General features: G+C 43.7%; 23 protein-coding genes, 5 tRNA genes and 1 pseudogene (1 of these 29 cut by a window edge). 23 read left to right on the forward strand and 6 right to left on the reverse strand.

Features of this window, described 5'->3' with window-relative positions; all coding sequences use genetic code 11:
- The 7 genes and pseudogenes from NQ544_RS13330 to priA all read left to right on the forward strand — a co-directional run.
- Nucleotides 1-401 carry the final stretch of a PorP/SprF family type IX secretion system membrane protein gene (locus NQ544_RS13330; protein ID WP_006848868.1) on the forward strand. The gene continues 562 nt to the left of window position 1, outside the view, so only the last 401 of its 963 coding nucleotides appear in the window; the start codon falls outside the window, past its left edge; it ends in the stop codon at nt 399-401.
- Nucleotides 402-439: 38 nt separating this feature from the next.
- Nucleotides 440-1,900 (forward strand): T9SS ring complex lipoprotein PorK/GldK, encoded by a 1,461-nt coding sequence (porK, locus tag NQ544_RS13335; RefSeq protein ID WP_006848867.1) that lies wholly within the window; start codon nt 440-442, stop codon nt 1,898-1,900.
- Nucleotides 1,901-1,905: 5 nt separating this feature from the next.
- The gene (porL, locus tag NQ544_RS13340; protein ID WP_006848866.1) at nt 1,906-2,637 is read left to right on the forward strand and encodes a type IX secretion system motor protein PorL/GldL; all 732 of its coding nucleotides are present in this window, start codon (nt 1,906-1,908) and stop codon (nt 2,635-2,637) included.
- Between the two features lie 252 nt (nt 2,638-2,889).
- Nucleotides 2,890-3,762, forward strand: a pseudogene (gene porM / locus NQ544_RS13345) (type IX secretion system motor protein PorM/GldM); the annotation flags it as partial.
- A gap of 113 nt (nt 3,763-3,875) precedes the next feature.
- Nucleotides 3,876-4,934: a type IX secretion system ring subunit PorN/GldN gene (gene porN / locus NQ544_RS13350; RefSeq protein WP_040553606.1), complete on the forward strand. Its 1,059-nt coding sequence runs from the start codon at nt 3,876-3,878 to the stop codon at nt 4,932-4,934.
- A 28-nt stretch (nt 4,935-4,962) separates the two neighbouring features.
- Nucleotides 4,963-5,577, forward strand: coding sequence for a porin family protein (locus NQ544_RS13355; protein ID WP_006848863.1), 615 nt, complete (start codon nt 4,963-4,965; stop codon nt 5,575-5,577).
- A gap of 171 nt (nt 5,578-5,748) precedes the next feature.
- Complete coding sequence (priA, locus tag NQ544_RS13360) at nt 5,749-8,019, forward strand: replication restart helicase PriA (RefSeq protein WP_006848862.1); 2,271 nt, start codon at nt 5,749-5,751, stop codon at nt 8,017-8,019.
- Nucleotides 8,020-8,144: 125 nt separating this feature from the next.
- Here the strand turns inward: priA and NQ544_RS13365 are convergent, their stop codons facing one another.
- Both NQ544_RS13365 and NQ544_RS13370 read right to left on the reverse strand, forming a co-directional pair.
- On the reverse strand, nt 8,145-9,755 hold the full coding sequence (locus NQ544_RS13365) for an OmpP1/FadL family transporter (protein WP_006848861.1): 1,611 nt from the start codon (nt 9,753-9,755) through the stop codon (nt 8,145-8,147).
- Between the two features lie 189 nt (nt 9,756-9,944).
- Nucleotides 9,945-12,044, reverse strand: a complete 2,100-nt coding sequence (locus NQ544_RS13370) for an HD family phosphohydrolase (RefSeq protein ID WP_006848860.1) — start codon at nt 12,042-12,044, stop codon at nt 9,945-9,947.
- A 118-nt stretch (nt 12,045-12,162) separates the two neighbouring features.
- Between NQ544_RS13370 and gltX the strand changes: the two genes are divergently transcribed.
- Nucleotides 12,163-13,680, forward strand: coding sequence for a glutamate--tRNA ligase (gltX, locus tag NQ544_RS13375; RefSeq protein WP_006848859.1), 1,518 nt, complete (start codon nt 12,163-12,165; stop codon nt 13,678-13,680).
- Nucleotides 13,681-13,784: 104 nt separating this feature from the next.
- Nucleotides 13,785-15,044, forward strand: coding sequence for a 3-deoxy-D-manno-octulosonic acid transferase (locus tag NQ544_RS13380; protein ID WP_040553634.1), 1,260 nt, complete (start codon nt 13,785-13,787; stop codon nt 15,042-15,044).
- A 101-nt stretch (nt 15,045-15,145) separates the two neighbouring features.
- On the opposite strand, the gene NQ544_RS13385 is transcribed toward NQ544_RS13380, so the two are convergent.
- The 4 genes from NQ544_RS13385 to NQ544_RS13400 all read right to left on the reverse strand — a co-directional run bounded on the left by NQ544_RS13385 (nt 15,146) and on the right by NQ544_RS13400 (nt 19,257).
- Complete coding sequence (locus tag NQ544_RS13385) at nt 15,146-15,670, reverse strand: nitroreductase family protein (protein WP_153085988.1); 525 nt, start codon at nt 15,668-15,670, stop codon at nt 15,146-15,148.
- Nucleotides 15,671-15,723: 53 nt separating this feature from the next.
- The gene (locus NQ544_RS13390; RefSeq protein WP_006848856.1) at nt 15,724-16,926 is read right to left on the reverse strand and encodes a MalY/PatB family protein; all 1,203 of its coding nucleotides are present in this window, start codon (nt 16,924-16,926) and stop codon (nt 15,724-15,726) included.
- Nucleotides 16,927-17,189: 263 nt separating this feature from the next.
- Nucleotides 17,190-18,044: a DUF3737 family protein gene (locus NQ544_RS13395; RefSeq protein WP_006848855.1), complete on the reverse strand. Its 855-nt coding sequence runs from the start codon at nt 18,042-18,044 to the stop codon at nt 17,190-17,192.
- Nucleotides 18,045-18,264: 220 nt separating this feature from the next.
- Nucleotides 18,265-19,257 (reverse strand): malate dehydrogenase, encoded by a 993-nt coding sequence (locus NQ544_RS13400; protein WP_006848854.1) that lies wholly within the window; start codon nt 19,255-19,257, stop codon nt 18,265-18,267.
- A 247-nt stretch (nt 19,258-19,504) separates the two neighbouring features.
- Between NQ544_RS13400 and NQ544_RS13405 the strand changes: the two genes are divergently transcribed.
- From NQ544_RS13405 to rplA, 14 genes are all read left to right on the forward strand, one after another.
- On the forward strand, nt 19,505-21,292 hold the full coding sequence (locus NQ544_RS13405) for an aminopeptidase P family protein (protein WP_006848853.1): 1,788 nt from the start codon (nt 19,505-19,507) through the stop codon (nt 21,290-21,292).
- 136 nt (nt 21,293-21,428) lie between these two features.
- Entirely contained in the window at nt 21,429-21,620 is a 192-nt protein-coding gene (gene rpsU, locus NQ544_RS13410; RefSeq protein ID WP_006848852.1) for a 30S ribosomal protein S21, read from the forward strand.
- An 80-nt stretch (nt 21,621-21,700) separates the two neighbouring features.
- Nucleotides 21,701-22,585 (forward strand): site-specific tyrosine recombinase/integron integrase, encoded by an 885-nt coding sequence (gene xerA, locus NQ544_RS13415; RefSeq protein WP_006848851.1) that lies wholly within the window; start codon nt 21,701-21,703, stop codon nt 22,583-22,585.
- Between the two features lie 23 nt (nt 22,586-22,608).
- On the forward strand, nt 22,609-22,908 hold the full coding sequence (gene hpf, locus NQ544_RS13420; RefSeq protein ID WP_022122138.1) for a ribosome hibernation-promoting factor, HPF/YfiA family: 300 nt from the start codon (nt 22,609-22,611) through the stop codon (nt 22,906-22,908).
- A 100-nt stretch (nt 22,909-23,008) separates the two neighbouring features.
- Nucleotides 23,009-23,082, forward strand: a tRNA-Thr gene (locus tag NQ544_RS13425).
- A gap of 15 nt (nt 23,083-23,097) precedes the next feature.
- A tRNA-Tyr gene (locus tag NQ544_RS13430) sits at nt 23,098-23,179 on the forward strand.
- 13 nt (nt 23,180-23,192) lie between these two features.
- A tRNA-Gly gene (locus NQ544_RS13435) sits at nt 23,193-23,265 on the forward strand.
- A gap of 14 nt (nt 23,266-23,279) precedes the next feature.
- Nucleotides 23,280-23,351 (forward strand) — tRNA-Thr (locus NQ544_RS13440).
- A 68-nt stretch (nt 23,352-23,419) separates the two neighbouring features.
- Nucleotides 23,420-24,616 (forward strand): elongation factor Tu, encoded by a 1,197-nt coding sequence (tuf, locus tag NQ544_RS13445; protein WP_006848849.1) that lies wholly within the window; start codon nt 23,420-23,422, stop codon nt 24,614-24,616.
- Between the two features lie 63 nt (nt 24,617-24,679).
- A tRNA-Trp gene (locus NQ544_RS13450) sits at nt 24,680-24,752 on the forward strand.
- A gap of 16 nt (nt 24,753-24,768) precedes the next feature.
- Nucleotides 24,769-24,957 carry a preprotein translocase subunit SecE gene (gene secE, locus NQ544_RS13455; RefSeq protein ID WP_006848848.1) on the forward strand — a complete coding sequence of 63 codons (189 nt, stop codon included), beginning with the start codon at nt 24,769-24,771 and terminating at the stop codon, nt 24,955-24,957.
- A 13-nt stretch (nt 24,958-24,970) separates the two neighbouring features.
- On the forward strand, nt 24,971-25,513 hold the full coding sequence (gene nusG, locus NQ544_RS13460; RefSeq protein WP_006848847.1) for a transcription termination/antitermination protein NusG: 543 nt from the start codon (nt 24,971-24,973) through the stop codon (nt 25,511-25,513).
- A gap of 58 nt (nt 25,514-25,571) precedes the next feature.
- On the forward strand, nt 25,572-26,012 hold the full coding sequence (gene rplK / locus NQ544_RS13465) for a 50S ribosomal protein L11 (protein ID WP_006848846.1): 441 nt from the start codon (nt 25,572-25,574) through the stop codon (nt 26,010-26,012).
- 21 nt (nt 26,013-26,033) lie between these two features.
- Complete coding sequence (rplA, locus tag NQ544_RS13470) at nt 26,034-26,726, forward strand: 50S ribosomal protein L1 (RefSeq protein WP_006848845.1); 693 nt, start codon at nt 26,034-26,036, stop codon at nt 26,724-26,726.
- Nucleotides 26,727-26,738 lie beyond the last annotated feature (12 nt).

Raw genomic sequence — 26,738 nt, forward strand, 5'->3', positions numbered from 1 at the left:
CTACGATAAATCTAGGTGAGACCAACGAATTGAAAATAGATGCCACATATTATTTGACAGGTGGATACAATATTCGACTGAGAAATCCGTTCTTAACAATAAAGCCGTCTGTTCTTGTTACAACAGATGGTACCACATGGCGAGGCGACCTGACAGGAAGATTGGTTTACCAATATGAAAAACGGATGTTGTATGGTGGAGTAACCTATAGTCCGGACAGATCGGTAACCGTGCTGGTAGGCGGTAGTTTCCATGGGGTAGTGCTTGGTTACAGTTACGAGGCATACACCTCTAAACTCAGTGCCGGAAATGGCAGTCATGAACTCTTTGTAGGGTATCAGACCGATATCAACCTGACCAAGAAAGGCAGAAACCGTCATCAGAGCGTCAGAATATTATAATGTAAATAGAAATAAGAACATAGTAGAATCATAAAACAATGAAGAAAAGTATATTGCTCCTTAGTGCATTCGCTATATTGCTCACCTTGAGCGGCTGCTTCGGTGCCAAGCAAGCTTCTGTTGCAGGCAGAGGTGGCGAGGTGGTTGGCGTGAGCGGTAGAAGCTTTGTAGAGCCAGCCCCTTATGGTATGGTAAAGATAAACCGTGGCTTCCTGAAAATGGGATTGGAGACCCAAGATTCACTCTGGGGAATAAAAACACCACGCAAGGATGTGTCGGTGGATGGATTCTGGATGGATGATACCGAAATCACCAATTCTGAATATAAGCAGTTTGTGGCTTATGTGCGCGATTCTATTCTTCGTACCCGTCTGGCTGATCCTGCTTATGGAGGCGACGAGACTTACATGATTACTGAAGATAAGAATGGCAATCCGGTTACGCCTCATGTAAACTGGAAGAAAGCACTTCCTAAGAAACCTAATGAGGATGAGCAGAGAGCTTTTGAAAGTTTGTATGAAACCAATCCGGTTACAGGAGAAAAACTCATCGACTGGCGCCAGCTCAACTATAAATACGAAATCTATGATTATACAGCTGCGGCTCAGCGTAAGTTCCGTCTGAATCCCCAGGAACGTACCTTCAACACCGATGTGAAGATAAATCCGGACGAGGTGGTGATGATTTCGAAAGATACCGCTTATTACGATGATGAGGGTAGAGTGGTGCGTGAGACTATCAACCGTCCGCTTTCAGGACCTTGGGATTTCCTGAATACCTATATCGTGAATGTTTATCCTGACACTACCTGTTGGGTAAACGACTTCAGAAATGCAGAGAATGAAACCTATCTGAGAAGTTATTTCAGCAATCCTGCGTATAATGACTATCCGGTAGTCGGTGTTACCTGGGAACAGGCAAATGCCTTCTGCGCCTGGAGAACAGACTATCTGTTGAAGGGCTTAGGTCCTGAAGCAAGATATGTGCAGCGTTACCGTCTGCCAACCGAGGCAGAATGGGAATATGCTGCAAGAGGCAAGAACCAGAATGAATTTCCTTGGGACAATGCGGATGTGAAGAATGGGGATGGCTGTTTTTATGCCAATTTCAAACCAGACAGGGGCAACTATACCAAAGACGGCAACCTGATAACCAGCAAGGTGGCTATCTATTCGCCAAATTCTAATGGTCTTTTCGATATGGCTGGTAATGTGGCAGAGTGGACAAGTACCGTTTATACAGAGGCGGGTGTTGACGCTATGAGCGATTTTAACCCAACTTTACAGTATAATGCTGCCATAGAAGATCCTTACCGTTTGAAGAAGAAGAGTGTAAGAGGTGGTTCCTGGAAAGACCCTGAGTCGTTTATCCGTTCGGCATGGCGCACTTTCGAGTACCAGAATCAGCCTCGCTCATACATCGGATTCCGTTGCGTGAGAAGTCTTGCTACTACGGCAAGCGGAAAACAGAAACCATTGAAGAATAAGAATAGGAGATAAATAATATGAGCTATTATAGCAAATTCAATATCGTATACCGCTTGCAGAAGTGGATGGATAGTGTGCCGGGTCAGACATTCCTTAACTATGCTTACAGCTGGGGTGCCTCTATCGTAATCGCTGGTACCCTCTTTAAGTTGACCCATCTTCCTGGTGCCAATCTCATGCTTTTCTTAGGTATGGGAACCGAGATTCTCGTGTTCTTCCTTTCTGCTTTCGACCGTCCTTTCGACAAGACTGCCGAAGGTAGAGACTTGCCTACCCATGCTACAGAGGAGTATTTGGAAGGAAAGGTGTCGGCTGAAGAAATGATGACTGCCAAGAATCGTTCTGAAACCATTCAACCTCAGGTTGCTTCTCCTGTCTCTCCTGTAATGACTGCTGCGCCAGAACTGACTCCACTTAATCCTGAGGTGGTGGAAGTTCAGAACAGCTACGTAGAACAGTTGAAGAGCCTGGTTGAAACCTTGAGTAAGGTAAACGAACAGAGTAGCCGACTGACTCGTGACAGCGAGGAGATGGAGAATCTGAACCGTACCTTGACAGGTATCAGCAGGGTATACGAGATGCAGCTGAAAAGTGCCAGCCAGCAGATTGGTACCATTGACCAGATCAATGAGCAGACCAAGATGATGGCAAAGCAGATAGAACAGTTGAACAAAATTTATACCCGTATGATTGATGCCATGACCATCAATATGCGTGTGGCGGCTCCTCATGTAACAAGTGAAGAGTAAAGACGAAGAAAATAAATAGAATCAAGCAAATTTATATCCATGGCAATCAAGAAAAGACCGGTTTCGCCTCGCCAGAAGATGATTAACCTGATGTATGTCATCCTGATGGCTATGTTGGCGCTGAATACTCCTACAGATGAGGAATTCGGTGTCAAAGGCAAGTCTGTTGTCGAGAAAATCAAGAAAAGTCTTGCCGATGATGGGAAGAAATCGGATGAGGAGAAGAAAAATATAGATCTGGTAGAACTGAATGTGAATGAACTCGATGCATTCGTTATTCCGGAGAAAACAACCCTCTATGCCGGTGAACGTTTCAATTCGCATGTGGTGATGGCTGCAATAGACAGTACACAGCGCCCGGAAATCTATGTGAATGGTAGCAGGCTGAATGCCGAGAATGGCAGATACAGTTTTGTGGCAGGTGGCGTAGGTGAGCATCAGTTTGGCGGTTATATCCTGATGAAAGGCAAGAATGGCGAGATGATGCGACGCAATTTCGTTCAGAAATACACCGTATTGCCTGTTCCAAATACAGCTACCGTTGCTGCAGACCTGATGAATGTGCTCTATGCAGGCTATGCCAATCCTATCAGCATCAGCGTTCCTGGTGTTCCGGCAAATGCTATCTCTGCAACCATGACAGGCGGTTCTTTCGTGGCTAAGGGCAATGGTCATTTCGTGGCTACACCTTCAGCGGTGGGTAAGGATGTTACCATCCATGTGACAGCCCGCGATAAGGGACAGGTGAGAAGTCTGCCTCCATTCGTATTCCATGTAAGAAAACTTCCTGACCCAACAGCTTATATTGCGATGGGTACAGATAGATTTAGAGGTGGTGCTCTATCGAAAGGTGCTCTGATGGGTGCTCCAGGCATTCATGCAGCCATAGATGACGGACTCCTTGATATTCCGTTTAAGGTGCTGGGCTTCGAAACCGTATTCTTCGATAATATGGGAAATGCCATACCTTTGGCTTCGGCGGGTTCCAATTTCTCAGAACGACAGCGCGAAGAGTTCAGAAAACTGTCAAGAAACCGACGCTTCTATATCTCGCATATCAAGGCTGTAGGTCCTGATGGAATTACCCGAAATCTGCCGGCAGCAATGGAAGTTATCGTCAGGTAAGTGAAGAGTGAAGACGAAGAGTGAAGAAACAACGTTCGGCGTCCGAAGGAAAAGCCAATTCAACGGCTTTACTTATCATAAAGTTCAAAGTTCAATGTTCAAAGTTCAATGTAATGAAAAAGATATTATTCATATTCATGCTTTTGGGAATGGTGCAGAGCATCATGGCACAGCCAGCGGCTCGCAGAAAGCAGGCTCAGCAAAAGGCACAACAGTCGAATGCTGACAATATTACCTTGCGTGCCAAACTTTATTTCCCTACAGCCATCCCGATGGATGAGGACGTGGTTTGGAGAAGAGACATCTATCGTGAACTCAATCTCACAGATGATGCCAATGCTGCCTTGTATTATCCTGTAGAGCCAACAGATGGTAAGATGAATCTCTTTACCTATATCTTTAAACTGATGTTTACGGGTAGAGTGCCTGTTTATCAGTATCGTATGGATGGTAATGAAGATTTTTCTGCCGCCAACCGTCTTACTCCGAAAGCATTCGTAGATAATTATCATATCTACTACGAGAAGACTGATAATGGAAAGGTGCATATTGATGACAGCGATATTCCATCAGCAGAAGTGAAGGCGTACTATGTGAAGGAGACTTCTTATTATGACCAGAAAACAGCTTCTTTCCATACCAAGGTATTGGCTTTGTGCCCTATCATGACCCGTAATGATGACTTTGGAGATGTAGGAAACAAGTATCCGCTCTTCTGGGTGAAGTATGATGATCTGGCTCCTTTCCTGGCTAAGCAGCAGCTGATGACCAGTAATGTGAACAATGCTGCTGTGATGAGTGCAGAAGATTATTTTACCAAGAATCTGTATCAGGGTAAAATCTACAAGACCAATAATATGCAGGGCAATACCCTGGCACAATACTGTCCTTCGGATACAGCTATGGCGAAGGAACAGAAACGCATAGAAGCTGAGTTGGCTGCCTTTGAGAAGAATATCTGGGGTAATCAGGCTCGGAAGGATTCTCTTGACAGTATTGCCAAGGCAGAAAAGAATATGGATGCCAAGACTCTGAAGAAAAGCCGTAACAGAAGAAGTGGTTCTGCATCTAAACCAGCTAAGACTTCTACTGTTAAAAAACGCAGATCAGGAGGAAGCAATGTTTCTTCTGGTGGCTCAGCTAGGGTAACGGTTCGTAGAGAGCGTCATTAGTTTATATAAGAATTAAAGTAAATATAGAATGAAGAAAGTTTTATCAGTATTAATGGTTGTAGCAGCCATGATGTTTGCTACAAATGCTAATGCCCAGATTAAGTTTGGTTTGAAGGGCGGTTTGGATGTTACTAACATGTCTTTGAGTAACGATGTATTCGATGCATCTAACAAGACAGGTTTCTTTGTTGGTCCAATGGTAAAGGTTACTATCCCTATTGTTGGCTTGAGTTTTGATGCTGCTGCCTTGTACGATCAGAAGGAAGCTAAGGTGTCTGTAAAGGATGCAGAGACAACGATGACTCAGAAATCTCTTAATATTCCTGTAAACGTACGTTATGGCTTCGGCTTGAGCAGCTTGGCTAATGTTTTCGTCTTCGCTGGTCCACAGTGGGGTATCAATGTTGGTGACAAGAACTTCAAGTGGAATGATAATAGTTCTTATTCTTTGAAGAAATCTAACTTCAGCGTAAACGTAGGTTTGGGTGTTACCCTGCTGAGCCATCTCCAGCTCTCTGCAAACTATAACATCGCTTGCGGTAAGACTGCTGATGCAACCTGGAAGGATGTAAGCAGCAATGTTATTGAGAAGGGTAACAGTAAGAATAACTGTTGGCAGATTGCTTTGGGTTATTGGTTCTAATCTCGTAAAAGAACAGGACAGATTATGGGTGAGAACATCGTATGGTCTCGTCTAGTACATCTTAAAATATATAAAAGCAGGTATCCGATGATGGGTATCTGCTTTTTTTTTGCTAACTTTGCAAGTCGAAAGCCTGAATGATGGATATTTCAAGGTTAAAGAAGATTAGATATGAAATATGTAGATGTGATATTACCCCTTCCGCTCGACGGAACCTTTACTTATTCTGTCCCTGATGGGATGGAAGGGAAAGTTGTGCCTGGGGTACGCTTGCTGGTTCCTCTTGGTAAAAGTAAGAAATATATCGCAATGGCTACCCGGCTGCATGATGATAAGCCTGCATTCTCCTGCAAACCAGTCGAGGCGGTACTTGACAATACGCCTTCGCTGTTGCCTCAGCAGATGAGATTGTGGCAATGGATTGGCTATTATTATATGGCTCCGTTAGGCGATGTCTATAATGCTGCTATGCCCGGTGGACTGAAGTCTACAGAAAAATTCAAGCCCAAGATGGAACTCTATGTGGAACTTGCCAGTACGTACCGTAGTGAGCAGGCACTTCATGTAGCGCTCAACCTGGTGCAGAGAGCCTTGAAGCAAGCCAAAACTTTAACCACCTTTCTGAGTCTCTCGCATTGGGACAGTCTTGATGGCGATACGCCTAGGGAAGGCATAAAAAAAGTGACCAAGGAAGAACTGATGAACGAGAGCCATTGTACGGCTGCTGTTGTCAAGGCGCTTATCGACAGGGGAATTCTCTTTACTTATGAATTGGAAATAGGACGATTGAATACGAATGGAGAATCTCATCTTGACTTGATTAAACCTCTCTCCTTGGCTCAGCAAGATGCCTATAATGGTATCCTGATGCAAATGATGAAAAAGGATGTTGTATTGCTTCATGGTGTGACATCCAGCGGAAAGACGGAAATCTACATTCATCTTATCAGAAAAGCCATAGAGGAGCATAAGCAGGTGCTCTATCTTCTGCCGGAAATCGCTCTGACCGTACAAATCATGGAACGCCTTCATAGAGTTTTCGGTGACCGGCTGGGCATCTATCATTCTAAATATAGTGATGCTGAGCGTGTAGAAATCTGGCAGAAACAACTCTCTGATCATCCCTATGATGTAATCCTGGGTGCAAGAAGTGCAGTCTTCCTGCCTTTTAAGAATTTGGGACTTATCATCATAGACGAAGAGCACGAGACTTCCTTTAAACAACAGGATCCCGCTCCGCGCTATCATGCCAGAAGTGCTGCCATTGTGCTTGCCAAGATGTATGGGGCTAAGACTTTATTGGGTACGGCTACGCCTTCGATGGAGAGTTATTATAATGCGCAGCAAGGTAAGTATGGACTGGTAGAACTGAAAACAAGATACAAAGGTATTCAGTTGCCGGAAATTCAGGTGGTAGATGTAAAAGACTTGCGCCGCCGTAAGATGATGAGCGGTCCTTTCTCTCCACAGCTTTTGGCTGCAGTAAGAGAGGCTTTGAAGAATGGGCAACAGGCAATCCTCTTTCAGAATCGTCGTGGTTTTGCGCCGATGGTTGAATGTAAGGTATGTGGTTGGGTGCCGAAATGTAAAAACTGTGATGTCTCGCTTACGTTACACAAAAGCATTAACTTGCTGACTTGCCATTATTGTGGTTACACTTATCCGGTTCCTACGGAATGTCCTAACTGTGGCAGTACGGAAATCATGGGACGTGGTTTTGGTACCGAGAAGATAGAAGACCAGATAGCGGAAATCTTTCCGGAAGCCAAGATTGCCAGAATGGATTTGGATACAACACGTACACGAAATGCCTACGAACGTCTTATCGCAGACTTCTCTGAAGGCAGAACGAATCTTCTCATAGGCACGCAAATGGTTTCTAAGGGTCTCGATTTCGATAAGGTGAGTGTAGTAGGCATCCTGAATGCTGATTCTATGCTCAACTATCCCGATTTCCGCGCCTACGAGCATGCTTTCATGATGATGGCACAGGTGAGTGGTAGAGCTGGAAGAAAAGGTAAGCGTGGCTTGGTGATTCTACAGACCAAGAATCCTAACTTGCCTGTCATCGGACAGGTGGTGCATAATGATTATGAAGGTTTGTATCAGGGTATTCTGGAGGAGAGAAGAACTTTTCATTATCCACCTTTCTTCCACCTGATTAATGTGTATGTAAAACATAAATATGATAAGGTATGCGAACAGGCTAGCCATGAGCTCAGCAAAACGCTGAGAAGCTGGTTTGGCGAGCGTGTGTTGGGACCCGATAAACCTGCTGTGGCAAGGGTTAAGACGATGAACATCCGAAAGATTGTTATCAAACTGGAAAATGGTATTGATCAGCAGAAGGTGAGAGAATATCTGAAGTTTGCCCAGCAACAGATGGGAAAGGATCCGAGATATGGAGCTCTGCAGATTTATTATGATGTAGACCCATTGTAGTTTCCTGCCCATCCTTTTCTCTGGCAGAATAGAAGAAAATAAGATTGGTAAATAAAATGAAAAAGGCTATCCGTTACTTGTTGCAAGAACGGGTAGCCTTTTAATTATGATAATTGTAGTTATGTTTAGAAGTTGATGTCAAGACCTACTGCGAAAACGTTGTTGTTACGTGTGTAGTCTGAACTGTAGTTGATGCTCTTTTCAGCAGAAAGCTGAACCTTCTCAGAGGTCTTCTTGTGCTGATAGAAGGTGTGGAAGTAAGCCACGTTCAAATCCATCTTCTTATTGATGTGATAAACACCACCGACTGCTACAGAGTTTGAACTGACAACGAATGATTTGTCGTCCATGTATTCATCGCTTAAGCCATAGTTGGTATTCTGCCAACCTGTACTCAAGGTAATCTTCTTGTTGACATCCACTTCAACACCTGCGTTGTACTCCAAGGTACCGCGCTTCAACTTTTCCTGTCGGTTGTTGTAAGATGTAGCGTGCTTGTCATCGAACCAATGGAAACCTACGTTTACTCTAACTGCATCGACAGGGCTATAGCCAACACCGAGTGCCAGATAAGCAGGCATATCACCAGCAATCTTCTTGCCATCTTCGTATTCGCCGATAGCCTTTTCGAGCTTGGCGTCGAACTCGGTCTTCAAGCCAGCCATTGTCTTTACTACATCATCGTTAGTCAAAACAGCTTGAGTAGTATTTGCTGCTACAGCTTGAGCATTCTCTGGAGTCATACCCTTATTTGTGAACACCTGAGTCAATGTTCCAACCATCTGTCTGGACAAGTTGTCTGGGAGAGCACTGATACTAGGAGCCTGATTTACAGCCTTGTTCTTCAAACGTATGCGAGTCTTGAACTCATATTTTGCAGAGAAGTTCCACTTGCCTGTCTTGAAGTCTACACCGATGATAGGAGTAAAGCCGATGCCGCTCTGGTCACAGCTCAATTCAATGTTGGCTGCATTTTCCTTGTTAGGGTCGAGAACCTTGTACAGAGGCATGTTGCCTACCTTGATGTTTTCAACATATCCATAGTAGTTTGTTGATGCATAGACACCACGTACGCCTGCAAATGCGCTGAAATTGTCGCTGAATTTGTATGCAGCACCTACAGAGAGACCGTAATAGTACTGACGTCCATGCATATAGCTATTGTAACTATATTCGCCTCTCTGACCGAAAGCTTGGTCGGTTGTAAACATTTGCATTCCTGGCTGTCCAAGTGTATTGCCCAATACGTTGTCAACAGTTCTTGCCAAACCGCAAGCAGCCATTGCTGTCTCAGCTACGATCTTTTCGAAAGAGCCCAGACCATTATCGAAGGTACACTTGCCGCCGCCACCTGTGAGGGCGAAGCTAGCCTGAAGTGACCATCTACCTTTATTATAAGCATACTGGAATGAAGGGATGACAGGCGCAAAAGCCTCACCCTTGAATGTACGAGGAGTAATCGAATTGTTCACATTGTGTGTGAACAGAGCATAATCATTTTCTATGCTACGTGTCTGGTAAGCCAACTGCCAGTTGATGGCGAGATGGTGACCTTCATCCATGAATACAACTCCGGCTGGATTGTAATAAACGCCGTCGATACCAATTGAAGCCTCACGGCTCATCATTCTGTTGAATGCTACATGTTGATTGGTGTTGGTGAGCAAACCGCCTGCAAAAGATGGGGTTGCACAAGCCATCGCAATGGCTAAACTAACTAATTTTAGTTTCTTCATCTTAATAATATTAAATAAAAACGTCCGCAAAGGTAATTATAATGTTCTATTTCGCTATTGATTTTATTAAATATTTAAAGCATATTAACGCAAAAAGCCCTTTCTCTTGCACAGATTTTAAAAACTGTGCAAGAAAAAGGACTATTATTGGTTACGCTTTACGGCATAAGAACTTCACGTAGTGTATCTTTACTCTTGTTCTTTAGACTCCTGACTCGTCTTTTTGCCGGCATTCTGTTTTACGTTTAAGTGAGGATATGAAATGCGAGTATGGTAAATAGCCTTGAGTCGTTCGATGAGTACCTGCTTAGCGAGAGCGATGTCTCGGAACGTGATAGGGCACTCCTTGAAGAAACCATCTGCCACCTGTTCGTCGATGAGTTTATTGACGAGGTTACTGATGCTTTCTTCAGTATATTCGTTCAGAGAGCGCGAAGCCGCTTCAACCGTATCTGCCATCATCAGGATGGCCTGTTCGCGGGTAAATGGGTTCGGACCAGGATATTGGAACTGTGACTTGTCAATCACCTCTGTAGGGTGAGCATTACAGTAATTAATATAGAAATACTTGGTGATGCCCGTTCCGTGATGAGTAGTGATGAAATCCTTTATGATGCCTGGCAGACCCACCTTCTCTGCCATCTTCAGACCTTCTGAAACATGGCTTATGATAATCTGTGCACTCTCAAGGTCGCTTAACTGGTCGTGAGGATTAACGCCCGCCTGATTCTCTGTGAAGAAAACAGGGTTAGTCATCTTACCGATATCATGATAGAGTGCTCCGGTACGTACCAGAAGACTGTTGGCTCTGATGCGGTTGGCAATCTCTGCTGCCAGGTTACCTACGGTGATAGAATGCTGGAAGGTGCCTGGAGCAATCTCACTCAGGTTGCGAAGTAATCCCTTGTTGGTATTTGACAACTCGAAAAGTGTAACATTAGATGTAAATCCAAACATCTTTTCTATAATGTACATGAGCGGATAAGAGAGTAGCAGGAAGATGCCGTTTACGGTAAAGTAGGTATACATGCTGGCATCTACGTTGAACACCTGGTTGTCCTGCATCAGCTGAAGGGCAAGATATACTACACCGCTGGCTATAGTTACCAACAGGGCTGTGATGAATATCTGTGAGCGCTTGCTGAGTTCACGCAAACTGTAAATAGCAACAAGACCAGCTACCAGCTGTACGATGATAAACTCGTATTGGTACTTTACTGCTGCTGCACAAATGAGAATCATCGTAACGTGGCTGATAAAGGCTGTACGCGAGTCCATAAACACACGTACGAAGATAGGCGCCATGGCAAATGGGATGATATAGACACTGAAGAAATTGTGTTTCATCATGAGTGACACAAAGATTGGGAACAGCGTAATCATCGCATAAAGCATGGTAATGCTGCGCGGCTTATCAAAATAGTCTTTTCTGAAAAGTGAGAGATAAGAGGTAAACAGCATGACAAGAATGAAGATAAACAGTACCTGTCCGATGATAGTGGTTGTCAGCTCTTCCTGGGTAGAACTGCGGCGCTTCATCTCCTTATCGAATGAATTGAGCACCCGATAGGTGTTGTTCGTAATCACTTCGCCACGATCCACAATCTTCTGTCCGCTCATCACCATTCCGCTTGCCAGTGGAATGCTGCTCATCATGTCGGCTTTCTCGGCCTCGCTTCTTTCCTTATCATATATGACGTTAGCTTCAACATAATTGTTAAGGTTGCAACGGGATAAAAGCTGTCGCTGGGTTGCCAGTTTCTCATCGTAGAAGATGCGTTCGTAAGCGGCAATAGTAGAGTAGAACGAACCGATAGGTACGCTCTTCACATTCTTTCCGTTGATTATTCGTATCATACTGGTAGAATCTTTGTAGATACGATTATATTCCGTGGTAGCGATGATGCCGGTCTGATAAAGGCGCTGAAGCTGGTGGGCTATGAGTCCCACATATTCTTTTGGCAAACCTGGTACACCTTGGCTGAAGTCGTGCAGGAAACGGCTCACCTGTTCGCTGCCGATGGATTCATTGACAGAATAATAAGGTTGGAATTGCTTCATCAGCGAATCCTGTTCACGCTTGATGGCTTCATCGGTCTTATAGATCGGAAAGTCAAATTTTGCGATGACGGAACCATACATCCATGGCTTTCCAACATCGTACCGGAACATCCTTCCTTCGTTGCGAGGAAGGAACCAAACAATGATAGCAACGGTAATTAATATCAAAACCGTTTTTGTGGCGAAATTGCGCCAATAGTTCTCTTCTGGGTTGTTAAATATGCTCATTTTCCTACTTTTTTCTTACTTATTTCGTTTTACAGTGCGAAAATACGAAAAAAAACGGCTAAAATCGCAAAAAAAGATGTAAATTTGCAGAAAAATTTGAAAATAGCTATAAAAAGACATGGCAGATAGAAAAGTAAGGGTGCGTTTTGCCCCTAGTCCAACGGGTGCATTGCACATTGGCGGTGTTCGTACCGCTCTGTATAATTATTTGTTTGCTCGCCAACATGGAGGTGAGCTGGTGTTCCGTATTGAGGATACAGATTCTCATCGTTTCGTGCCTGGAGCCGAAGAATATATCCTGGAATCTTTCAAGTGGCTGGGTATCCAGTTTGACGAGGGTGTAAGTTTCGGTGGAGAGCATGGACCTTATCGCCAGAGTGAACGTCGTGATATCTATAAGCAGTATGTTCAGCAGCTCCTGGATAATGATAAGGCGTATATTGCTTTTGATACTCCTGAGGAGTTGGAAGCGAAACGTGCCGAAATCCAGAATTTCCAGTATGATGCTCATACTCGTATGCAGATGCGCAACTCTCTGACTCTTTCTAAGGAAGAGGTTGATAAACTGATTGCTGACGGAAAACAGTATACTGTACGTTTCAAGATTGAACCGGGACAGGAAATTCACGTGAACGATATGATTCGTGGTGATGTGAAGGTAATGAGTGATATCCTGGATGATAAGGTACTTTATAAGAGTGCTGATGAATTGCCAACTTATCACCTGGCAAATATCGTAGACGACCACCTGATGGAAATCTCTCATGTAATCCGTGGTGAGGAGTGGTTGCCTAGTGCGCCTTTGCACGTACTTCTTTATAAGGCTTTCGGTTGGGAAGATACCATGCCTCGTTTTGCGCATCTTCCTTTGCTTCTTAAGCCTGAAGGTAAAGGTAAGCTGAGTAAGCGTGATGGCGACCGCCTCGGTTTCCCGGTATTCCCGTTGGAGTGGCATGATCCTAAGACTGGCGAGGTTTCTTCCGGTTATCGTGAGAGTGGCTACTTCCCAGAGGCTGTAGTCAACTTCCTGGCGCTCCTCGGCTGGAATCCTGGTACAGAACAGGAAATCTTCTCTCTTGATGAACTGGTGAAGGCTTTTGATATTTCACGTTGCTCTAAGGCTGGTGCCAAGTTCGACTTCAAGAAGGGAATCTGGTTCAACCACGAATACATTCTCATGAAGAGCGATGATGAAATAGCTAACCTCTTTGCCCCTATTGTTGCCAACAATGGTGTAGAGGAACCTCTGGACCGCGTAAAGCAGGTGGTACACATGATGAAGGATCGTGTGAACTTTGTCTATGAACTGTGGCCATTGTGTTCTTTCTTCTTCATTGCTCCTACAGAGTATGATGCTAAGACAGCCAAGAAGCGCTGGAAGGAATATTCTGCACAGCAGATGACAGAACTTGCTGATGTGCTTGAAGGTATTGAGGATTTCTCTATCGAAGGTCAGGAACCTGTCGTGATGAAATGGGTAGAGGATAAGGGCTATAAGCTGGGTGATGTGATGAACGCCTTCCGTCTGACTCTCGTAGGTGAGGGTAAGGGCCCGGGTATGTTCGATATCTCAGCCTTCCTTGGCAAGGAGGAAACTCTGCGCCGTCTTCGCAAGGCAATCGAAGTTTTGGGTTAATTCACAATAATTTCTCTCTGAATGGCTTTCTGCAGAATATTGCTGGAGGCTATTCAGAGAGTTCACGTATTTATAGATAGTAACCAATATAAAGAAATATCATGATCTATAATATCGTAATATATTTCGTCCTTTGGGGCATAGCCATTGCAAGTCTGTTTAATGAAAAGGTGCGCAAGATGTGGCGTGGTGAGCGTGAGGCTTTCAAAATATTGAAGCAGAAGGTGGATCCTAACGCTAAGTACATTTGGTTTCATGCTGCATCGCTCGGTGAGTTTGAACAGGGACGACCTTTGATGGAACGTATCCGCAAGGACTATCCTCAGTATAAGATTCTGCTTACCTTCTATTCTCCTTCAGGTTATGAGGTGCGCAAGAACTATGAGGGAGCTGACATCATCTGTTATATGCCGGTGGATACTAGGTTGAACGCCATCCGTTTCCTTAGACTGGTACGTCCTGTGATGGCTTTCTTCATCAAGTATGAGTTCTGGTCTAATTTCCTTCATATTCTGAAGCATCGCAACATTCCTACTTATAGCGTGAGCAGTATCTTCCGCGAGGATCAGGTGTTCTTCAAATGGTACGGCAGAAGCTATGCTGGAGTGCTGAAGTGCTTTACCCGTTTCTTCGTGCAGAACGAGGAGAGTAAGCGATTGCTCGAAGGTATCGGCATCACGGCTGTGGATGTGGTAGGAGATACCCGTTTCGACCGTGTTCTCCAGATAAAGGAGGCTGCCAAGCACTTGCCGATTTGCGAGGCTTTCAGAACAGGAGTAGCTTCATCTCAGTCTGCGGATGTACCTCATCATGATTTCAAGGTATTTGTTGCCGGTAGCTCTTGGCCACCAGATGAGAATATCTTTATACCTTTCTTTAATGAGCACAAGGATTGGCGCCTGCTGATTGCTCCTCATGTCATCGCTGAAGAGCATCTGAAGTTGATTCTTTCTCTGATAAAGGGCAAGAAGGTGGTGCGCTATACGCAAACAACTCCTGAAGAAGCTGCGGAGGCTGATGTCTTGATCATCGATTGTTTCGGATTGTTGAGCAGTATGTACAACTATGGTGATGTGGCTTATATCGGTGGTGGCTTTGGTGTAGGTATTCATAATACCTTGGAGGCTGCCGTATGGAATATGCCGGTTATCTTTGGTCCGAACAACAAAAAGTTTCAGGAGGCTCAGGGCTTGCTGAAGTCGGGTGGAGGTTTTGAAATCAATACCTATGAAGATTTCTCAGGTTTGATGAGTTCTCTGATGAATGATGAGACCTTCCTGAAACAGGCTGGCGATAAGGCTGGCACCTACGTGGCTCATTTGGCTGGAGCTACTGATAAGGTCTTGGCAAGTGTAAAGTTGTAATAGCTTCATTATATACATATACAAGAAAAGGTCTCATGAATGTTTTTCTTCATGAGACCTTTTCTTGTAAATGTATGTGCCGTAAACCAGGCATCCTGCCTTTATTTGATAATGCGGTAGTAATCCTCTTTTCTTGGTTTTACGGTATGAGGATGCGAAGAAGCATAACCCAAGGCTAAGGCTCCTACTCCCATCAAACCTTCTGGAAGATTCCAGTCTTTCATCAACTTCTTGCCTTCTTCTGATGCAAACATGCCGTCTTCACGGTTAATCCAGCAAGATGCAAGGCCGATAGAGTGGGCAGCAAGCATCATATTGCCTAAGATAAGGCTGCCATCTTTCACACCGTTAACGTTGCTTTCTGGTGCCAGAACGATAACGATGGTTGGCGCTCCATAGTAAGGATCGCTTTCTACACCCATGATTTCTGCGTTCATCTTGCGAAGCTGGGCGCAAATCTCAGGATTCTGAACGGCAATGATGAAAGGCTCCTGGGTTCCATGACCTGTTGCTGCCCATGTGCCGGCTTCCAATACCGTCTTCAACTCTTCGTCGGTAATCTGATCTGCCTTGAAGCGACGAATGCTTCTTCTCTCCTTAATGGCTTTCAAAACTTCATTTTCCATCTTATCTTGTTTTAAACATTTTATTTAGAAATCTTTTCTCTTTCTTCGCTCTTTTATGCAGGGCATCCGCTTAAATCCTCTTCATCCATATACTGGCTGAGAACCCGAGCAATGCGAATCAGACCCTGCATCAGGGTCTTGCGAGGACAGGCGATGTTGAGGCGTAGGTAGCCCTGACCAGCCTTTCTGCCATACATCGTACCACTGTTGACGAATACCTTACCATCGTTCATCAGCTTTTCATAAGCCTCGTCGCTTGACAGTTCGAATGGCAGGATATCGAGCCATACCAGGTAGGTGCCTTCAAGGCGGGTAACGCGAACTTGTGGCAATTCGGTATTGAAGAATTCCTTTACTGCCTGATAGTTCTCGTAGAGATATTGGTTCAATTCATCCAACCATTCTTCTCCCTCATTGTAAGCTGCCTGGAGAGCGATAACGCCGAATGGGTTTACGTCACAAACCTCGTTGATGTTGACGGCACGGTTGATGCGGCGGCGCAATGTTGCATCCGGACAGATTATGTTGGCTATCTGAAGGCCTGCAATATTGAATGACTTTGATGGTGAATTCAATACTACGCAGTTGTCACGGCAAGCTTCGCTGATGCCGGCAAATGGAGTATACTGATAGCCTGGCATGATGAGCTCGCAATGAATTTCATCTGCGATGACCTTTACCCCGTGCTTGAGACAGATGTCGTTCATTCGCTCAAGTTCCTCTTTCTTCCACACTCTTCCGGCTGGATTGTGAGGATTGCAGAGGATGAAGGCTGTGGTCTTCTCATCGGCACATTTGCGCTCGAAGTCTTCGAAATCAATCTCATAAGTGCAGTTGCCCACACGTTTCAGTTCGTTTTCTACTACTTCGCAGCCGCTGTTTGTAATGCAGGAGAAGAAGCAGTTGTAGACAGGTGTCTGTACCAATACCTTTTCGCCAGGCATGCAGATGGCTTTCAGACAGCAGGAAATGGCTGGTACAACGCCTGAAGTATAGAGAATCCAGTCTTTCTCTATCTTCCACTGGTGGCGGCGGGAAAACCAGCTGATGATAGCCTCGTAATAAGAATCAGGTACGAGGGTATAGCCGAAGATGCCATGAGCTACGCGCTTCTGCAGAGCTTCGATGATGCAGGGAGCAGTCTGGAAGTCCATATCTGCTACCCACATCGGAATAACGCCGTCTTCCTTCACCAGATCCCATTTGTATGAGTTGGTTCCACGACGTTCGATGATTTCATCAAAATTGTATTTCATATTTGTTTTCTATCTATGTTGTTTCTTCTATCTATATAGGATAAATCTCTTATTTATATAGGATGATTCTCTTTTTCTCCTAATTGAGATCTTCGTTCATAGACTTTGAATCTCCGTTCAAAGACATTGAACGTACATTCAAAGCTTTTGAACGGCCGTTCAGTGTCTATGAACGGAGATTTCAGTTAAGTGTAAGAATAATTAGTTATGGGAACAATAAGTAATTTACTTGATTGTTGTCATTTCTGTAATTACCTCTTAAACTATTTCGATTTATCTGTGATTTTACATGCACCCTTTGGCGCTTTGGCAAACTCAGTATATGTTACGCTTCCCACTTCGTTTGCCTCGATTCTTCCGGAGATAGGGTTCTTGATATTGGTGATACTTCCCTTAATCTGTGCATCGATGTTGGTGCAATCCTCGAAGGCACGGTCGCATTCCTTATCAAAGGTGCAATCCTCCAGAGTTACATGGTCCATGTAGCAGAGAGGCTGCTCGCCGCTGATGTGGCAACGTACGAACTTGATGTTCTTGCTGTGCCAGGCCAGATACTCACCATTCAGTTCCGAATCATAGACGGTTACATTCTCGCATTCCCAGAAACTGTCCTTAGTTGTAATCTTTGCGTTGTGAATCTCCACATTTCGGCAGTATTGGAATACATATTTAGAGTCGCTCTCAAGTCCGTCTACATAGATGTTCTTGGAAAACATGAATGGATAAGTTCCATCGTGGAGTTTTACGTTCTTCAGTTTCAAGCCATCTACCTTCCAAAAAGTCTCATCAGCATCTGTGATGTTTACGTTCTCCAAATCCAGATTCTTCATTTCGCGGAAGAACTTAGGCCCATCGATGGTGCAGTCTTTCATCACCATATTATCACTATACCAGATGGCAGAACGGCTTTCTGGGGCGAAGTAGCAGTCTGTGATAAGGGATCCGTCCACATGCCACCAAGGGTATTTGCCATAAAACTTGGAATGGTGGCATTCTATGTTTTGGCAGCACTTGATGCCCGATTCGCCATCTGTAATCGTAATATCTTCTAAACGCACATCGTGGGCACCGAAAAGAGGGCGCTCGCCCCCGAATGATTTGTTCTTTATCAATTCCATAATTTTCTATTATCCTTTTTTATTTGTTATTTCTGTGTGCAAAATTACAAAAATAATACCAAACTCGTATAACCTGATTTACAGAAAAATGTAACGATATGGCGTATTTGGGGATAAATGGTCGCTATAGGGGAAAAATAAATGAAAAAAGGCTGAATCATGAAGCATTTTCACGATTCAGCCCTTATCGAGTTAACTTCTAAAAATCCGAAGCGGAGAATTACAAGTTAGGGTTCATCTCTTTCCACTCAGCTACTGGAGGAACGATGCCGAGCTCTACGATCTCATCGCGCATCTTGCAAAGGTGCTCGTAAGACTTCTGGAGGCTAGCGAGCTCTTCCTCAGTACCTGTAGGCTCTGTGAAGTGAACACCAGTCTTGTCGATAGTAGTAGGCATAGCCATCATTACGTTCTTGAAACCGCACTTGTCGCAGTTTACATAGCAACCTGCTGGCAAAGTGAACTTCTCACCACCCATAGCAGCCTCGATCATCTTAACTGCGTTGTAAGCTGGGCTCTGGAATGAAGAACGGCCACGGAGCTTGATGATGTTAGAACCACCCTGTACTGTGTGGTGCTTGATCTCCTCCCAACGCTCGTCAGAAAGACCCATCTCTGCCAATGGCTTGCCGTCAACCTTAACCTGAGAAGCAAATACAGCCATCTGCTCGCCGTGACCACCATAAGTGTGAGCGCCAGTAACCTTATCCTGCTGTACACCGAACTCGAGGGCCAAAGCCTGCTGCAGACGAGTAGAATCGAGAGCTGCGAGTGATGTCAACTGGTTTGGCTTCAAACCTGAGTGGATAAGTGCTGTAAGAGCTGTAACGTCAGCTGGGTTGAAGATAACAACTACGTGCTCAACCTCTGGGCAGTACTTCTTGATGTTGTCACCAAATTCTGCAGCAATCTTGCAGTTACCCTTAAGAAGATCCTCACGAGTCATACCCTCCTTACGAGGAGCACCACCAGAAGAAATAATATATTTAGCACCAGTGAAAGCCTCCTCTGGGTTAACAGTATAAGTTACGTTAACACCTGGGAATGCGCACTGCTGAATCTCATCGAAAACACCATGTACACCTGGCTCGAAGATATCATAAAGACAGATGTTTGGAGTAAGACCGAGCATCAAAGCGCTCTGTACCATGTTAGAACCGATCATACCGCCTGCACCGACGATAACGAGTTTGTCATTTGTTAAAAAATTCATAACTACAATTCTTATTTAAATGTTTATAATCTTTTTCTCCTGAAAAATAGCGGAATGTATCTGGAATAAAGTTTGTAAAACTCCTTCTTTTTACTTTCCGACCGCAAAATTAATAAAAAGTAATGTAAATCGAGCATGTTTTTGCGCTTAAATTTGTTGTTAATTCTTAAAAATGTTATCTTTGTAATCTCTAATTAGCAAAATGCATTATTTTGAGTTAAGTTAAACATTAAATTGCATAACAATTATGAATGAAATCGAATTACGTTTAGCTAGATTGAGGGAGTTGATGAAGCGTGAACATCTTTCTGCTTTCATCTTCCCTAGTACAGATGCTCATCAGAGCGAGTATGTTGCCGACCATTGGCGAGGAAGAGAGTGGATCTCTGGTTTTAATGGGTCGGCTGGTACTGCTGTCGTTACAATGAAATCGGCTGCTTTATGGACTGATTCCCGCTACTTCCTGGCTGCGGAAGAACAGTTGGAAGGTACTGAATATCAGCTGATGAGGCTGAAAATGGAAGGTACGCCTACTATCGCAGAATGGTTGGGAAAAGAATTGCAGAATGTACAATCTCCTGAGGTTGGACTTGATGGCATGGTCAACTCTTATAATTATGTTAAAGATTTAATCTATTCTCTCCGTAAACTCGGTGGAATTACGCTTAGGACTAATTTGGACCCTTTGGAACAGATTTGGGAGAATCGTCCTTCGCTTCCTGCAAATCCTGTAGAAATTCAACCATTGGAATATGCTGGAGAGACGCTAGCCTCTAAAGTGGCCCGTATCCGTAAGTCTTTGAGAGAACTTCATGCAGATGGTATGCTCGTTTCTGCTTTGGATGATATTGCTTGGGCTTTGAATCTTCGTGGTACAGATGTTCATTGCAATCCTGTATTTGTAAGTTATTTGTTGATTGAGAGCGATAAAGTTTCTCTTTTCGTGGATGATAATAAATTATCTCCTGAAGTAAAACAGTATCTTCAAGACAATCAGGTTTCTCTCTATAATTATAATAAGGTGGAAAAATGCCTTGAATCATATTCGGAATATAATATCCTGTTAGATGGAGATGAAACGAGCTATTATCTGTGGAAAGCTGTAAAATGCCAGGAAATTGTTGCTGCAGGTTCTCCTATTCCGGCTATGAAGGCTGTGAAAAATAAAGCAGAAATAGAGGGCTACCGTAGTGCGATGCTTAAAGATGGTGTTGCTATGGTTAAGTTCTTGAAGTGGCTGAAACCTGCTGTTGAGGCTGGCGGACAAACTGAGATTTCCATTGATGAGAAATTAACATCGCTACGTGCCGAACAGAAACTGTTCAGAGATATTTCTTTTGATACGATTGCCGGCTATGCGCAGCATGGAGCAATTGTTCATTATGAGGCAACTCCTGAAACAGATGTCGTTCTGAAACCGGAAGGCTTGATCCTGATAGACTCTGGGGCTCAATACCAGGATGGTACTACAGATATTACCCGTACCATAGCCTTGGGGGCCGTATCTGAAGAGATGAAGCATATTTATACCTTGGTTCTGAAAGCGCATATTCAGTTGGAATTGGTTAAATTCCCCGATGGTGCATCAGGAACACAGTTGGATGCTGTAGGAAGAGAGTGTATGTGGCGTGAAGGATATAATTTCTTGCATGGTACAGGCCATGGAGTAGGTTCGTATCTCTGTGTGCACGAAGGCCCTCATCAAATAAGAATGGAGTGGATGCCTACACCTTTGAGAGCAGGAATGACCTTGACTGATGAGCCTGGTTTGTATCTGGCAGGTAAGTTCGGCGTAAGAATAGAAAATACGGTGCTGATTTCAGACTACATGTCTACTGAGTTCGGTAAATTCCTGCAGATAGAGCCTCTTACACTTTGCCCTATAGATACAACTCCTATAGATGTTGATATGTTGTTGCCTGAAGAGATTGACTGGCTCAATGCTTATCATCATTCAGTTTATGAAAAATTGTCTCCTTTCCTTGATGAAGAGGAGAAAATATGGCTTGAAAATGCTACAAAACCCATAAAATGAACATTTTAGAGTAAAAAGTTGAAGAAAAACTTGGTAGTTTGATAAAATAGATGTAATTTTGCACCCGCAAATTGTGGCATTGCCATATTTCGCATTGAATAACATAAGTTTAACATAATAAATTAAAAGCAAAAAAATGATTATTGTACCAGTTAAAGACGGTGAGAACATCGAGAGAGCTCTCAAGAAGTTTAAGAGAAAATTCGAAAAGACAGGTGTTGTAAAGGAGCTTCGTGCTCGTCAGCAGTATGACAAGCCTTCTGTTTTGAAGCGTCTCAAGATGGAACACGCCATCTATGTACAGCAGTTGCGTGCAAACGAGGAATAAAAGTAAAAAATCCTCAAAAAATTTGGTAGTTTAAAATAATTTTCGTAACTTCGTTGCCGAAATGAAAAAGGTACGACGTTATGTTGAGTATAGATAAGTTCTTGGAATATTTGCGCTCTGAACTGAACAGGTCGCAGAGGACGGTAGAAAACTATCGCGAAGATTTGAAACTCTTTGAGCAGTATGCTAGGAACTTGTCTGAATCCTTCACTTGGGAATCTGTTGATTCTGATATGATTCGCAACTGGATGGAGCATATGATAGATGCAGGAAATAAGGCAACCTCGGTTAATCGCCGGTTGAGTGCTTTGAAAATGTTCTATCGGTTTGCTTTAGTCAGACATTATGTGGAGTCAGATCCCGCTCATAGCCTCAAAGGGCCTAAGGAAAGTAAACCGCTACCTCAATTCTTGAAAGAAAATGAGATGGATGAGTTGCTTGATAGGAAAATGTGGGGCGATGATTATGATAATGTACGCGCACGTACTATTATAATATTGTTCTATGAGACGGGGATGCGATTGTCAGAGTTGATAGGACTTGATGTTGACGATGTGAACTTTATCAAAAAAGAGATAAAGATTACGGGTAAGGGAAACAAACAACGTATAGTTCCTTTTGGTGACGAGCTTAAAAATGCTCTTTCAGAATATTTGACTCTAAGAGCACAAAGGGTGATGGTTAAGTCTGGAGCTCTTTTGCTTGCGGATAAGGGCGGACGGATGAGTCCGGTTCAAGTCAGAGAAATCGTGAAGGAGAACCTCGCAAGGGTTTGCTCGTTGAAAAAGAAAAGTCCGCACGTGTTGAGGCATACGTTTGCTACTGCAATGTTGAATCATGGTGCAGGAATTGAAAGTTTGAAAAGACTGTTAGGACATGCGAAACTCTCGACGACCGAGATTTATACGCATACAACGTTTGAACAGTTGAAACGAGTTTATATTGAAGCCCATCCTCGGGCGTAACCTTTTAAAAAATGGAGGTAACTATGGAAATTAAGATTCAGTCGATTCACTTCGACGCTACCGAGAAGTTACAGGCGTTTATCGAAAAGAAAGTCGCCAAGTTAGAAAAAACTTTTGAAGATATACAGAAAGTAGAGGTGCAATTAAAGGTCGTGAAGCCTGCTACTGCCTTGAATAAGGAAGTTCATCTGGAAGTTGCTGTCCCTGGAACTAAGTTGTTCGTTGAAAAGACATGTGACACTTTTGAAGAAGGAATTGACCAGGCAGTGGACTCTATGAAGGTTCAATTGACCAAATTTAAAGAAAAATCAAGGAATCGATAAAAAAAAACTCGAAAAAATTTTGTTGATTCAAAAAATAGTTGTATCTTTGCAGCCGTTTTCCGGTAGATGGAAATTTAGCCGTATTGCGGCTGTAAAGATTGCCTCTTTAGCTCAGTTGGCCAGAGCACGTGATTTGTAATCTCGGGGTCGTTGGTTCGAATCCGACAAGAGGCTCAGGAAAAGAAATTTGGGTAGTTACCAGAGTGGCCAAATGGGGCAGACTGTAAATCTGCTGGCTATGCCTTCGGTGGTTCGAATCCATCACTACCCACTTTCTTTGATAAGCGGAAATAGCTCAGTTGATAGAGCACTAGCCTTCCAAGCTGGGGGTCGCGGGTTTGAGCCCCGTTTTCCGCTCAATTTATTAACTTGCTGTAATAGCTCAGTGGTAGAGCACTTCCTTGGTAAGGAAGAGGTCCTGAGTTCAACTCTCAGTTACAGCTCTATCGTTCTAGATGCTTAGGATGGTAGAGGAACAGATTATTCATTTATATAAATAAAAAGAAAAGCTATGGCTAAAGAAGAATTCGTGCGTACCAAACCGCATGTTAACATTGGTACAATTGGTCATGTTGACCATGGTAAGACTACTCTGACCGCTGCTATCTCTAAGGTATTGAACGAGAAGCTCGGTACAACTGAGGAAGTTAAGTCATTCGATCAGATTGATAATGCTCCTGAGGAGAAAGAGCGTGGTATCACTATCAACTCTGCTCACATCGAGTATGAGACAGAAAAGCGTCACTATGCACACGTTGACTGTCCTGGACATGCTGACTATGTAAAGAACATGGTTACTGGTGCTGCTCAGATGGATGGTGCAATCTTGGTTTGTGCTGCTACTGATGGTCCTATGCCACAGACACGTGAGCACGTACTTCTTGCACGTCAGGTAAACGTACCTCGTTTGGTTGTTTTCTTGAACAAGTGCGATATGGTTGATGATGAGGAGATGCTTGAGCTCGTTGAGATGGAGCTCCGTGAGATCCTCGAGCAGTATGGTTACGAGGAGGATACTCCAATTGTACGTGGTTCTGCTCTCGGTGCTTTGAACGGTGTTGAGAAGTGGGTTAAGTCTGTTGAGACTTTGATGGATACAGTTGATGAGTGGATTCAGGAGCCAGAGCGCGAGATTGATAAGCCATTCTTGATGCCTATCGAGGATGTATTCTCAATTACAGGTCGTGGTACTGTTGCTACAGGTCGTATTGAGACAGGTCGTTGCAAGGTAGGTGACGAAGTTCAGTTGCTCGGTCTTGGTGAGGACAAGAAGTCAGTTATTACTGGTGTTGAGATGTTCCGTAAGATCCTTGCTGAGGGTGAAGCTGGTGATAACGTAGGTTTGCTTCTCCGTGGTATTGATAAGGCTGAGGTTAAGCGTGGTATGGTAGTTGTACACCCAGGTGCTATTACTCCTCACGATCACTTCAAGGCTTCTATCTATGTATTGAAGAAGGAAGAGGGTGGTCGTCACACTCCATTCGGTAACAAGTATCGTCCTCAGTTCTATCTCCGTACTATGGACTGTACAGGTGAAATCAAGCTTCCAGAGGGAGTTGAGATGGTAATGCCTGGTGATAACGTAGAGATTGAAGTAGCGTTGATCTACAAGGTTGCTTTGAACGAGGGTCTTCGTTTCGCTATCCGCGAGGGTGGTCGTACAGTAGGTTCTGGTCAGATTACAACTATTCTCGACGACATCAAGTAATTTAGATTTATCTAATTTGCTATATATATCAGACTCCCCTCCTAAGGGAGTGGGAGTCTTTCTACGGGTTTAGCTCAGTTGGTAGAGCACTGGTCTCCAAAACCAGGTGTCGAGGGTTCGAGCCCTTCAACCCGTGCTAAAGAGAAGATAATATGAATAAAATAGTAAATTATTGCAAGGCATGTTACGATGAACTTGCGCATAAGACTACTTGGCCATCACGTGCCGAACTTACTCATAGTGCAATGGTTGTATTATCTGCTTCCCTAGTCATTGCACTTGTTGTGTTCGCGATGGATTCTATTTTCAAAGCCTTTATGGGTGTAGTTTATCCAGGTTAATTTTTTTAAGGAAATGGCAGACGCAGGAAATAAATGGTATGTGCTTAAAGCCGTAAGTGGTAAAGAGGCTAAGGTGAAAGAATACATCGAAGCTGAAATGAAGCACAATGACTTACTAGCAGCAAATGTTTCTCAGGTGTTGATTCCAGTTGAGAAGCATGCAACTGTGCGTAATGGAAAGAGAGTCGTTAAAGAAAAGGTTTCTCTTCCAGGTTATGTTTTTGTGGAGGCCAAACTGAAGGGTGATGTAGCGCATACGTTGCGTTTCCTCCCTAATGTTTTGGGTTTCCTTGGAGGTTTGGATGAACCAACACCAGTTCCACAGCGCGATATCAATCGTATGCTGGGTTCTGCTGAGGAGACTGAGTTTGAGGAGAATCTTGATTGTCCTTACTTGGTTAATGATACCGTTAAGGTTATGGAAGGTCCATTCAGTGGTTTCAGCGGAATCGTTGAAGAGGTTAATGCTGAAAAGCATAAGCTGAAAGTTACGGTTAAGATCTTCGGACGTAAAACTCCGTTGGAATTAGGTTTTATGCAAGTAGAAAAGGAATAGGATTCTGTTACGAGATTGTTATTCCTTATAAGTTTCAATTTTAAATATTAACAAAGAAATGGCTAAAGAAGTTGCTGGATTAATCAAATTACAGATTAAAGGTGGCGCTGCGAATCCTTCACCTCCAGTAGGACCTGCATTGGGTTCTAAGGGTATTAATATTATGGGATTCTGCAAGGAATTCAACGCCCGTACCCAGGACAAAGCAGGTAAAGTGTTGCCAGTAGTTATTACTTATTATACTGACAAGTCTTTTGATTTTATTATCAAGACTCCACCTGCTGCAGTTCAATTGAAAGAGGCTGCCAAAATCAAGTCAGGTTCTGCTCAGCCTAATCGTCAGAAGGTTGCTTCTCTTACTTGGGATCAGGTAAAGGTAATCGCTGAGGATAAGATGAAAGACTTGAACTGCTTTACTGTAGAATCAGCTATGAAGCTCATCGCTGGTACTGCAAGAAGTATGGGTATTACTGTAAAAGGGGACTTCCCTGGTAAATAATTTAAAACTTCAATTAGAAAAATGAGTAAACTGACAAAAAATCAAAAATCAGTAGCTGATAAGGTTGAAGCAGGGAAGGCATACACATTGAAGGAGGCTTCAGAGTTGGTAAAGGAAATTACCACTACCAAGTTTGATGCATCTCTTGATATTGATGTACGCTTAGGTGTTGATCCACGTAAGGCTAACCAGATGGTTCGTGGCGTTGTTTCATTACCAAACGGAACAGGCAAGGTTACTCGCGTGCTCGCACTCTGTACTCCTGATCAGGAAGCTGCTGCTAAGGAAGCAGGCGCTGATTATGTAGGTCTTGACGAATACGTTGAGAAGATTAAGGGTGGTTGGACAGATATTGATGTCATCATCACAATGCCTTCTTGTATGGGTAAGATTGGTCCTTTGGGTCGTGTACTCGGTCCTCGTGGTTTGATGCCTAACCCTAAGAGTGGCACTGTAACTATGGATGTTGCTAAGGCAGTAAAGGAAGTTAAGCAAGGTAAGATTGACTTTAAGGTTGATAAGGCTGGTATTATCCATACTTCAATCGGTAAGGTTGGCATGACTCCTGAGCAGATCTATGAAAATGCTAAGGAATTCATCAACACAGTTATCAAGCTGAAGCCTGCTGCTGCTAAAGGTACATATATCAAGAGTATCTTTATTTCTAGCACTATGAGTAAGGGTATCAAGATTGATCCTAAATCAGTTGAATAACTCTAAAAGTTT

This window comes from Segatella copri DSM 18205 (genome assembly GCF_025151535.1).
GTDB lineage: Bacteria > Bacteroidota > Bacteroidia > Bacteroidales > Bacteroidaceae > Prevotella > Prevotella copri.

What these genes read in the sequence shown, in the direction of transcription:
- porK (WP_006848867.1), top strand. Translation starts at nt 440, where the DNA reads ATGAAGAAAAGTATATTGCTCCTTAGTGCATTCGCTATATTGCTCACC.
- porL (WP_006848866.1), top strand. Translation starts at nt 1,906, where the DNA reads ATGAGCTATTATAGCAAATTCAATATCGTATACCGCTTGCAGAAGTGG.
- porN (WP_040553606.1), top strand. Translation starts at nt 3,876, where the DNA reads ATGAAAAAGATATTATTCATATTCATGCTTTTGGGAATGGTGCAGAGC.
- NQ544_RS13355 (WP_006848863.1), top strand. Translation starts at nt 4,963, where the DNA reads ATGAAGAAAGTTTTATCAGTATTAATGGTTGTAGCAGCCATGATGTTT.
- priA (WP_006848862.1), top strand. Translation starts at nt 5,749, where the DNA reads ATGAAATATGTAGATGTGATATTACCCCTTCCGCTCGACGGAACCTTT.
- NQ544_RS13365 (WP_006848861.1), bottom strand. Translation starts at nt 9,755, where the DNA reads ATGAAGAAACTAAAATTAGTTAGTTTAGCCATTGCGATGGCTTGTGCA.
- NQ544_RS13370 (WP_006848860.1), bottom strand. Translation starts at nt 12,044, where the DNA reads ATGAGCATATTTAACAACCCAGAAGAGAACTATTGGCGCAATTTCGCC.
- gltX (WP_006848859.1), top strand. Translation starts at nt 12,163, where the DNA reads ATGGCAGATAGAAAAGTAAGGGTGCGTTTTGCCCCTAGTCCAACGGGT.
- NQ544_RS13385 (WP_153085988.1), bottom strand. Translation starts at nt 15,670, where the DNA reads ATGGAAAATGAAGTTTTGAAAGCCATTAAGGAGAGAAGAAGCATTCGT.
- NQ544_RS13390 (WP_006848856.1), bottom strand. Translation starts at nt 16,926, where the DNA reads ATGAAATACAATTTTGATGAAATCATCGAACGTCGTGGAACCAACTCA.
- NQ544_RS13395 (WP_006848855.1), bottom strand. Translation starts at nt 18,044, where the DNA reads ATGGAATTGATAAAGAACAAATCATTCGGGGGCGAGCGCCCTCTTTTC.
- NQ544_RS13400 (WP_006848854.1), bottom strand. Translation starts at nt 19,257, where the DNA reads ATGAATTTTTTAACAAATGACAAACTCGTTATCGTCGGTGCAGGCGGT.
- NQ544_RS13405 (WP_006848853.1), top strand. Translation starts at nt 19,505, where the DNA reads ATGAATGAAATCGAATTACGTTTAGCTAGATTGAGGGAGTTGATGAAG.
- rpsU (WP_006848852.1), top strand. Translation starts at nt 21,429, where the DNA reads ATGATTATTGTACCAGTTAAAGACGGTGAGAACATCGAGAGAGCTCTC.
- xerA (WP_006848851.1), top strand. Translation starts at nt 21,701, where the DNA reads ATGTTGAGTATAGATAAGTTCTTGGAATATTTGCGCTCTGAACTGAAC.
- hpf (WP_022122138.1), top strand. Translation starts at nt 22,609, where the DNA reads ATGGAAATTAAGATTCAGTCGATTCACTTCGACGCTACCGAGAAGTTA.
- tuf (WP_006848849.1), top strand. Translation starts at nt 23,420, where the DNA reads ATGGCTAAAGAAGAATTCGTGCGTACCAAACCGCATGTTAACATTGGT.
- secE (WP_006848848.1), top strand. Translation starts at nt 24,769, where the DNA reads ATGAATAAAATAGTAAATTATTGCAAGGCATGTTACGATGAACTTGCG.
- nusG (WP_006848847.1), top strand. Translation starts at nt 24,971, where the DNA reads ATGGCAGACGCAGGAAATAAATGGTATGTGCTTAAAGCCGTAAGTGGT.
- rplK (WP_006848846.1), top strand. Translation starts at nt 25,572, where the DNA reads ATGGCTAAAGAAGTTGCTGGATTAATCAAATTACAGATTAAAGGTGGC.
- rplA (WP_006848845.1), top strand. Translation starts at nt 26,034, where the DNA reads ATGAGTAAACTGACAAAAAATCAAAAATCAGTAGCTGATAAGGTTGAA.